Genomic DNA, 8,967 nt, shown 5'->3' with positions numbered 1-8,967 from the left:
GTGCGACCATCAATGCTGACCTCCTCTCAGCCAGCATCTTGAATCATATTCGACATCAAAAGGGAATCCACGATTCAAACAAAATCTGAACCGCTCTAGGCGCACGGCCGGTAACCGCAGGCCCTTTAACGCCAGATGTGGCGTGGCAGCCCCTCGACGACAAGCCGCGCGCCGAGAGCGCCCATCACAACGCCGGCCACTCGGTCTATCCATAACTTCGCACCAAGATAAATGGCGCGCGGCCGGTTCGAAGAAAAGGCCATCGTCACCACCGTGTACCAGCTCACTTCGACCAGGAAGACTGCGGGCGGAACCGTAAACAGCAGCCAGGGAGCCGGAGCCGCCGGCAGAAGTGCGGCAAAGATACTGCCGTAGAAAATGGCCGTCTTCGGATTGCTGAGCTGCGTGCCGAGCGCAAAGAGGAAATTGCGCATCACACCGCCTGCCGCCGGCGTTGTTGGCGCATCGATGGGAAGATCGTCCGCAGCGCTGCGCCAGATGCGGATGCCGATATAGATCAGATAGAGACCACCGGCGACCTTCAGCGCCAGATACAGCCATTCGACTTTCATCAGCAATGCGCTCAAGCCGAACAGGGCCAAGGTCGCGAAAATGACACTGCCCGTTCCCATGCCGAAGGCTGCGGCAAGACCTGCCTTGCGCGAACGGGAAACAGCGATGCGCGAAACGAGCACGAAGCTCGGGCCGGGGCTCACCGCCCCGATGAAGACTGCTGCGATGACGCTGAGAAATATTGCCAAGGATGACATGCGAGACCTCCCAAGATGGTCGACACGAACGCCAGGCGCCTTTGCGGAACGATGCGCCTGACGCCAATCAGCGACATTGCATGGAAGATAATCATGCCCGCATGCCGCGAGCAAGTCGACGTCTCAGAATTTGTCCATTGCCTGAATGATCGCCGGGCCGAGAATGACCGCCATCAGGACCGGCAGGAAGAAGACGATCATCGGTACGGTAAGCTTTGGCGGCAGCGCGGCCGCCTTCTTTTCCGCCTCGTTCATGCGCTCGTCGCGGCCTTCCTGCGCCATGACGCGCAAAGCCTGCGAGAGCGGCGTGCCATAGCGTTCGGCCTGGATGAGCGCCTGCGTCACCGATTTGACGAGTTCGATCTGCGTGCGGGCGGCGAGATTGTCAAAGGCGGTGCGGCGATCCTGCAGGAAGGAAAGCTCGGCCGTGGTCAGCACCATTTCCTCGGCGAGCGCCGGGGACTGCTCTGCCATTTCCTCGGACACGCGATGCATGCCGGCTTCGATTGAAATGCCCGACTCCACGCAGATCAGCATCAGGTCGAGAGCATCCGGCCAGGCACGCTTGATCGATTTCTGGCGCTTGGTCACCAGATTGGAGATATAGATGTTCGGCGCGTAGAAGCCCAGATAAGCGAAACCGATGACGCCAAGCAGCCGGATCGGCAGGGGCTTTGCGGCAAACCAGCCGAGAACGAAGACGACGACGATCGCAACCGCCAGAAACAGGAAGGGCAGCAGGAATCGCGCCACCAGGAACATGTTGAGCGCATTTTCCGAGCGCAGGCCGGCGGACCGCAAGCGATTGACGGTATTGGCGTCGACAAGCGCATTGCGCAGGTTGAACCGTTCGACGATCTGCCTGACATTTCGATTATTGTGGCTGCGCAGCGACGCCTTGCCGCCCTCCGCACTCAGCCGCGCACGTTCACGGGCGCGGATCTGCTCGCGCTCTGTCGACACGGCCTTCATACGCTTGCTGAGATCACCGCGCTCCAGCAGCGGTATGGCGATGGTGTAGAAGGTCGCGAAGACGGCAATGGCAACCACAACGGCAAGAAGGGTACCGGGATCGGTCAAATTGGCAGCCAGATCGGACATGGGCTACGCGGCTCCTTCCGCTCAGATCTCGAAATTGACCATGTTGCGCATGATGAAGATGCCGAACGACATCCAGATGCCGGCCCCAATCAAGATCAGGTGGCCGCGCGGATCGGTGAACAGGATCATCATATATTGCGGCGACGTCAGATAGACGAGCAGCATCACGATGAAGGGCAGAGCGCCAATGATGACGGCGGATGCCTTCGCCTCCATCGACAATGCCTTGACCTTTGCCTTCATTTTCTTGCGTTCGCGCAGCACCTTCGAGAGGTTGCCCAGCGCTTCCGACAGGTTGCCGCCCGCTTGGGCCTGAATGGTGATGACGATCGAGAAGAAATTTACTTCCTGCAGCGGCATGTGGTTCGTGATGCGCGCGCAGGCGTCCGACATGCTGAGACCGACCTGCTGCGCTTCGACCACCCGCCGAAACTCCGTCTTGACAGGCTCTCGCGCCTCGCCAGCCACCAGCCGCACTGCATCGTTGAGCGGCAGGCCCGAGCGAAGCGAGCGCGTGATGACATCGAGTGCGTTCGGAAATTCTTCGAGAAACTTGTTTTGCCGGCGTTTGATAAGGAAGCCGAGAATCCAGCGCGGCAGACCGAAAGCGACGGCAAAGAACAGTCCCAGGATAACCAGGGGCGGAGCGCCGACAATGAAAAAGATCAGCACCGCGAACAGGCCGAACAGCACGCTAAAAACATAGAAGCGCGATGGCGTCAACGACAGCCCGGCCTGCGCCAGACGTGCCTTCAGCGACTGCTTCTTCTTCGTGTTTTCGCTCTGTCGCCGCTCCAGATCCTTGAGTGTATCCTGCACCGACTTGCGCCGCTTGGACATTTCCTGAACGCGATCGCGTGCAGCCTTGACCTTGGCGCGATCGGTCTCGGCCTGTTTGACCCGGTTGACCCGGCTATCGGCCTTTTTCTGTGTCTCGATCCGTGAATAGAGAATGCCGTAACAGACCGCGGCGGCGGAGACCGCCGTCAGCAGGACAATCAGCAGCACTATCGGATCGATACCAAACATCGCGAACCCTATTGCGCCTTCTGTTCCATCTCATCGAGGGCGGCTGCCAGACGCCGCTCCTCGTTATAGTAGCGAGCACGATCCCAGAAATGCGGCTTGCCGATGCCGGTGGAGACGTGCCGTCCGATGATCCGGCCGTTCGCATCTTCGCCCTCGATCTCGTAGCGCATCAGATCCTGGGTAATGATCACATCGCCTTCCATGCCGATCACCTCGGTGATCTGGGTGATGCGGCGCGAACCGTCACGCAGGCGGGCGGCCTGGATGACGACGTCGACGGAGCTGGAAATGATCTCGCGCACGGTCTTGGCCGGCAGGCTGAAGCCACCCATGGCGATCATCGATTCCATACGGCTCAGGCATTCGCGCGGCGTATTGGCGTGGATCGTGCCCATGGAGCCGTCGTGGCCTGTGTTCATCGCCTGCAGCAAATCGAAGACCTCGGGTCCGCGCACTTCGCCGACGATGATGCGTTCGGGGCGCATACGCAGGCAGTTCTTGACGAGATCGCGCATGGTGATCTCGCCCTCGCCCTCGATGTTCGGCGGGCGGGTTTCGAGGCGCACCACATGTGGCTGCTGCAATTGCAGTTCGGCGGTGTCTTCGCAGGTGATGACGCGTTCGTCGCGGTCGATATAGTTGGTGAGGCAGTTCAGAAGCGTCGTCTTGCCCGAGCCGGTACCGCCTGAGATGACGACGTTGCAGCGCACGCGGCCGATGATCTGCAAAAGCGTCGCGCCCTCCGGCGTAATGGCACCGAAGCGGACGAGCTGATCGAGAGTGAGCTTGTCCTTCTTGAACTTACGAATGGTCAGCGCCGGCCCGTCGATCGCCAGCGGCGGTGCGATGACGTTGACGCGCGAACCGTCGGGAAGGCGCGCATCGCAGATGGGGCTGGATTCATCGACACGGCGTCCGACCTGGCTGACGATGCGCTGGCAAATGGATAGAAGCTGCGAATTGTCGCGGAAGCGGATTTCGGATTCGACGGTCTTGCCGCCGACTTCGATGAAAGTCTGGCCGGCACCGTTGACCATGATGTCGGCAATGTCGTCGCGGGCGAGCAGCGGCTCCAGCGGGCCATAGCCAAGCACGTCGTTGCAGATATCCTCGAGCAGCTCCTCCTGCTCGGAGATCGACATCGCGAAATTCTTGATGGTGATGATATCGTTGACGATATCGCGGATTTCCTCGCGCGCGGCCTCGTTGCCAAGCTTGGAAAGCTGCGACAGGTCGATCGTATCGATCAGCGCGGAGAAGACCTGCGATTTCGTATCGTAATATTCTTCGGTGCGCGCCGTACGACGCCGGCTGGGCGTCTGCATCGGCGGCGGAGCAACTTGCTGACGCGGCTGCGCGGTATCACGGGACGGCTCTATCAGCACGGCCGGCGCCGGTGGCCCGCCTGTGGGAGCGGGTGCACGCGCCGGTACCGGCGGAGGCATCGCGCCGCCGCTCTTTGCAGGACCTTCACTTCCGCGCTTGCCAAACATGTCTTCGATCCAATTCTACTGCTGCTGCATGGCTTTCACGAAAGATCAGCTTTCAGAAGGCCACGCGAAATCATAGGGTTACTTCCGCTTCAAAAGGCCAAGCAAACCGCCCTTCCTTGCCTTCTTCAAAGCGACACGCCCGGTGACGATGTGCGATATCTGCGAGAAAGTTTCCGCGATCGGCGACTTCGGATCAGTCTCGGAGATCATCTGTCCACTGTTGGCGGCATTACCGAATAGGTTGATGTCAAAAGGTATGATGGCGATCGGGTCCGTCTCCAGCGGCGCGCAGAATTCCGCAGGATTGATCTCCGGGCGCTTCGGCATGCCGACCTGATTGAGAATGAGGTGCGGAGCCTTATCGTTGGGCCGCAGCTTGCGCAGAGCATCGATCAGATTCTTGGCGTTGCGCAGATTGGCAAGATCGGGCGCGGCACAGATGACGACCTCGTCTACCGCGCTCAGCACCGAGCGCGTCCACTCCGTCCACACATGCGGCACGTCGAGAACCGCCACCGGCGCGCTGCGCTGGAGAACGTCGAGCACCGGCAGGAATGCCTGCCCTTCGAAATCATAGGCACGATCCAGCATCGAGGGCGCCGCTAGCAGCGACAGATGCTGCGAACATTTGGTCAGCAGCCGATCGAGAAAGACTTCGTCGAGGCGTTCCGGCGCATAGACGGCCTCGGCTATCCCCTGGGCAGGGTCCTGGTCGAAATCGATATTGGCGGTGCCATAGGGCAGATCGAGATCGGCAAGAATGGTTTCGGTCGAGAAAAGGCTGGAGATGCCGAAGGCGCAATTATGGGCGATGGTGGATGCACCCACTCCACCCTTGGCGCCAATGAAAGCAATGCTGCGGCCCAGCGGTTCGGCATCGGGATCGATGAAGATCGAAGCCATCGCCGTCATCAGATCGACCATATCGGTCGGCTGTACGATATATTCCGAGATGCCGTTGCGGATGAGTTCGCGGTAAAGACCAATGTCGTTGTGATAGCCGACGATGATGACCTTGGTGCTCGGATCGCAAACTGCGGCGAGTGGCTCGAGTTCCGCCAGGAGGCCGCGTGGGTTGGCGCGTGTTTCCAGAATGATCAGGTTCGGGGTCGGCGCCGAGGCGAACATGTTCGCCGCAGCCGCCACACCGCCACTGGTGATCCGCAGGCTGACCTTGGACATGCGCCGATCATTGGCACACTGGTCCATAACCTGCTGCAGCTGCTCGCTTTCGCAGAAGGCATGTATGGAAATACGCGGCAGCGGCCGCAGATTGTCGAGATTGCCCGAGCGCGAAGCTTCCTCCGCTTCTGCGGGAGTCGGGCCGATATCGTATTCGATGGCGTTCATGATTTCATCCCGTTGCGCCGGCCTCTTGCGTTCAATTTCCGCTGCCGAAGCCGCCGACCGTCGCCGTGCTGGTCGGGGTTGAGCCGGTGCGATAATCGCTGATGACCTTGCTGCGCTGATCGGCATCGATCGGCGTCATCGCGCGCGGCGAAATCAGATCGGTCGGATTTGCGACCTGCGCTGCCAGATTGTGCTGGGTCGCACAGCCGAAATTATAGTAGTTCTGATTGTCGAATGCGTTGTCGGAAAGGTCGTCCGGCCACTGGCCGCAGGCGTTGGTGGCCGCCGTCGTTGCCGTAAAGCGCAGGCGGATCGGCGCAGCATCGCCCGGGCCGCCGGCCGGGTAATAGCTATTGACGATTCGCCCCGACGGAATGCCGTTCGTGACCAACTCCCGACGGATCTGCGAGTTGAGCGCCGATGCGGCGAAGGCATTTGGCGATTGCCGCGGCGAGAGGATTTCCACCGTGCCGCTTGCATGCGCGCGATAATCCTGCACGAAACCCCGAACCGTATCGCGCATACCTGTTGTCAGATGCCGGTCACTGGCCGCGACCGGTATATCGACGCTATGCTCCTTTTCAGTAAGCACGATGGGATGCCGTTGGCGATAGTCATCCCTGATGGCGCTCGTCGTCATGCCATCCGGGGAGCCCGCGCAGCTGCTGACAGCCGATATCAGCGCCAATGTCGGGAGGATCAGCATCGATCTTGAGAAACGAGGCCGGGCACCGCGGGGTGTATTGCGTTCGAGGCTGGCCATCTCTTGCTCTCTCGTTGACCTCGTTGAAAAGGCTGGCGTCATGGTCCCGCTCCTCACTTGTAGATGAAGCCGACTGTGCCGTGGAAATCGGCATCGGCGACCGGCGGACCATCCTTGCGGCCGTAGATCTTATTGACACGGTTCATGAAGAAGACACCGGCATCGTTCGTCGGGGAAAAATTGTCGTCGGGACGGGCAAGCTTATCGCGCGCTACGGGGCGCACGAGATAGGGTGTCGCGATAATCACCAGCTCGCTCTCATCCCGCTGGAAGCTCTTCTGACGGAACAGGGCACCCAGGATCGGAATTTTCGATGCACCCGGCGTTCCCGAGGTCGTCTGCTGCACGTTGTCGCTCAGCAAGCCGGCAAGCGCGATCGATCCCCCGGATGGCAGCTCGACCGAAGTATTGGCGGCACGCTGGTTGTAGGTCGGGGTGGATGACGATGCGACCGGTTCCGAGACCTGAGTCTGCACATGCAGGCTGATACGGCCGCCGGCCAAGACCACAGGTGTGAAGGCCAGCGTGATGCCGTATGTATAGGGCGTGATCGTCGTGTTGCCGTCCTTGTCGGTGGTGGAGTAGAGCGTCTGGCCACCGGAATTGAAGGTTGCAGCCTGTCCTGAAATGGCGGTCAATGTCGGCTCCGCTAGGGTGCGCACGGCACCGGCCTGTTCGAGAGCATTCAGATAGGTGCTGATATTGTATTTGCCGAGCGCATATTTGAAGAGTGTCGAGAGACCACCCGCGCCGGTAGCGTTGCTGGGATCGCCGTTTACTCCCAGGAAGTTCGTGGTTCCGGTATTTCCTATACTGCCCAGCTGCGCCACGCCTAGGCCGGAGGAATTGCTGACCAGATTGTCGAAACCGATCTGCTTCAGGACGCTGCGCTTGATTTCGGCGACGGTGACCTTGAGCGTCACCTGATCCTCGCCTTCGATCTGCAGCATATTGACGATCTGCGAGGTCTGCCGCCCTTCGGCGAAAATGGCGACCGCGTTGTTGTCGCCGCTGCCGGAGGCAGTCTGGTTTCGTGTCGTCGCTTCGCCGCCCTTGAGGAAGGCCTGCGCGAGCTGCTGTGCGCGGATCGAATCCTGCGGCGTGCGCACCATGCCTGTCAGGACGATGTTGTCGGAGATGATCTCGACGTTGATGTCGGAGTCCGGGATGAAGCGCTTGATATTATCCTGCAGGCCAGCAATATCGCGCTCGATCTGCAGATCGAGACTGACGATCTCCTTACCGTCGGCGCCGAAGATGAAGATATTGGTCTGGCCGACCGTCTTGCCGAACAGATAGATGCGGCGAGAGGTGCGGGTCACCGCATCCGCCATCTTCGGATCGGAGACAAGGATGTCGTGGGCATCGGCCGGCAGATCGACGACGAGCGCCTTGTTGAGGCCCAGCTTCAATGTGCGCTTCGTGCCCAGGCCGGCTATCGTCACGATACTGTCGGAACCGCCTGCAAAGGCCGCAGGCATGCGCAGAAAGGCCGGAACATCTGCCAAGGGCAGGCCGGCAAAGGCAACCGAGAAGGAGAGGCTTACGGCAAGGGGGAAGCTGGCTTTCTTGCTTGTCTTTAACATGGTCTCGCCCCTTCTCATTGCGGTTTCGGCCCGCTGGGGCCGTCGGTTACGATCGCTCCCGATTTGATGACTTGGATCATGCTGCCGCCATTGTCCCCGGCCAGCAGATAATCGGCGGCCGTCGTATCGGGCTGCTGCGCGTCGGCAACGGAGCGCAGTGCCAGCGTCAGGCGATCGGCCATCTGATGCGCGACCGCCAGGACCTTCGTCTGGTCCGGCGTCAGCTCCAGCGTCGCAGTTGCTCCAACGACGGCCTTGCTTCCATCCTGCTTTTCCTCGATCTGCTGATCGACTGCCAGGACGCGAACGTTGCTGAGCACGGTTTCGGTGACAAGCTGCTGCTGCGAACCCTTACGCACCATGATGACATCGACGCGGTCATTCGGAAGGATGAAGCCGCCTGCGCCGGTGGCGACGGAAATCTCCGTGGCGACGGCCCGCTTGCCTGCCGGCAGCAATGAAGAGAGGATGCGGCTGCTGGAATCGGCGACCTTCTCCTCGCGGATCGGCTCGCCCTCGAATATCGGCAGGCGAACAACGGCACCGGTCAGATCCTTCAGCGCATCTGGGCGCTCCCGTTCGGTGATGAGGCCTTTGACGATGCCGCTTTCCGGCCAAGGCATCCAATGGATCGATTGCTCGTTCAGACGCGAACCGACGGGCAGATTGGCACCGGCAACGAGGACATTGATCGTCGCCTCCTTTTCCACGACCGCCGCAATCTGCTGAGGAACGATATTGCGCGAACCAGCCAGACGCATCGCGAGCAGACCGGCCATCCCGGCCGCGACGGCTGCCACTGCGAGTATCATTATGCGAGCGGGTTTCATGGTCATTCCTTGAGGAACAGGATTCTTCGCCCCACAGAATGACCG

Annotated in this window: 8 protein-coding genes; all 8 read right to left on the bottom strand. The window is 60.4% G+C overall.

Annotation, left to right across the window (positions count from 1 at the left end):
- Positions 1–125 precede the first annotated feature (125 nt).
- A complete protein-coding gene (locus tag PH562_RS22990; RefSeq protein ID WP_285175896.1) occupies positions 126–770 on the bottom strand; it encodes a LysE family translocator in 645 nt (214 codons plus the stop codon).
- A gap of 123 nt (positions 771–893) precedes the next feature.
- The gene (locus tag PH562_RS22985) at positions 894–1,871 is read right to left on the bottom strand and encodes a type II secretion system F family protein (protein ID WP_113230201.1); all 978 of its coding nucleotides are present in this window, start codon (positions 1,869–1,871) and stop codon (positions 894–896) included.
- A 21-nt stretch (positions 1,872–1,892) separates the two neighbouring features.
- The gene (locus PH562_RS22980) at positions 1,893–2,900 is read right to left on the bottom strand and encodes a type II secretion system F family protein (protein WP_113230202.1); all 1,008 of its coding nucleotides are present in this window, start codon (positions 2,898–2,900) and stop codon (positions 1,893–1,895) included.
- 8 nt (positions 2,901–2,908) lie between these two features.
- The gene (locus tag PH562_RS22975) at positions 2,909–4,393 is read right to left on the bottom strand and encodes a TadA family conjugal transfer-associated ATPase (RefSeq protein WP_113230203.1); all 1,485 of its coding nucleotides are present in this window, start codon (positions 4,391–4,393) and stop codon (positions 2,909–2,911) included.
- A 78-nt stretch (positions 4,394–4,471) separates the two neighbouring features.
- Positions 4,472–5,743, bottom strand: coding sequence for a CpaE/TadZ family protein (locus PH562_RS22970; RefSeq protein ID WP_113230204.1), 1,272 nt, complete (start codon positions 5,741–5,743; stop codon positions 4,472–4,474).
- Between the two features lie 31 nt (positions 5,744–5,774).
- Positions 5,775–6,506, bottom strand: coding sequence for a CpaD family pilus assembly protein (locus PH562_RS22965; RefSeq protein WP_113230205.1), 732 nt, complete (start codon positions 6,504–6,506; stop codon positions 5,775–5,777).
- Positions 6,507–6,559: 53 nt separating this feature from the next.
- Complete coding sequence (locus PH562_RS22960) at positions 6,560–8,092, bottom strand: type II and III secretion system protein family protein (protein ID WP_285175888.1); 1,533 nt, start codon at positions 8,090–8,092, stop codon at positions 6,560–6,562.
- 14 nt (positions 8,093–8,106) lie between these two features.
- Entirely contained in the window at positions 8,107–8,922 is an 816-nt protein-coding gene (gene cpaB / locus PH562_RS22955; protein WP_285175886.1) for a Flp pilus assembly protein CpaB, read from the bottom strand.
- Positions 8,923–8,967 lie beyond the last annotated feature (45 nt).

The organism is Rhizobium centroccidentale (assembly GCF_030182565.1).
Classification (GTDB): Bacteria; Pseudomonadota; Alphaproteobacteria; order Rhizobiales; family Rhizobiaceae; genus Rhizobium.
The sequence above is the reverse complement of the archived record's forward strand: the minus strand, read 5'-3'. Positions and strand labels throughout refer to the sequence as shown.

Coding starts and splice junctions, on each gene's coding strand:
- PH562_RS22990 (WP_285175896.1), bottom strand. CDS start 770: ATGTCATCCTTGGCAATATTTCTCAGCGTCATCGCAGCAGTCTTCATC.
- PH562_RS22985 (WP_113230201.1), bottom strand. CDS start 1,871: ATGTCCGATCTGGCTGCCAATTTGACCGATCCCGGTACCCTTCTTGCC.
- PH562_RS22980 (WP_113230202.1), bottom strand. CDS start 2,900: ATGTTTGGTATCGATCCGATAGTGCTGCTGATTGTCCTGCTGACGGCG.
- PH562_RS22975 (WP_113230203.1), bottom strand. CDS start 4,393: ATGTTTGGCAAGCGCGGAAGTGAAGGTCCTGCAAAGAGCGGCGGCGCG.
- PH562_RS22970 (WP_113230204.1), bottom strand. CDS start 5,743: ATGAACGCCATCGAATACGATATCGGCCCGACTCCCGCAGAAGCGGAG.
- PH562_RS22965 (WP_113230205.1), bottom strand. CDS start 6,506: ATGGCCAGCCTCGAACGCAATACACCCCGCGGTGCCCGGCCTCGTTTC.
- PH562_RS22960 (WP_285175888.1), bottom strand. CDS start 8,092: ATGTTAAAGACAAGCAAGAAAGCCAGCTTCCCCCTTGCCGTAAGCCTC.
- cpaB (WP_285175886.1), bottom strand. CDS start 8,922: ATGAAACCCGCTCGCATAATGATACTCGCAGTGGCAGCCGTCGCGGCC.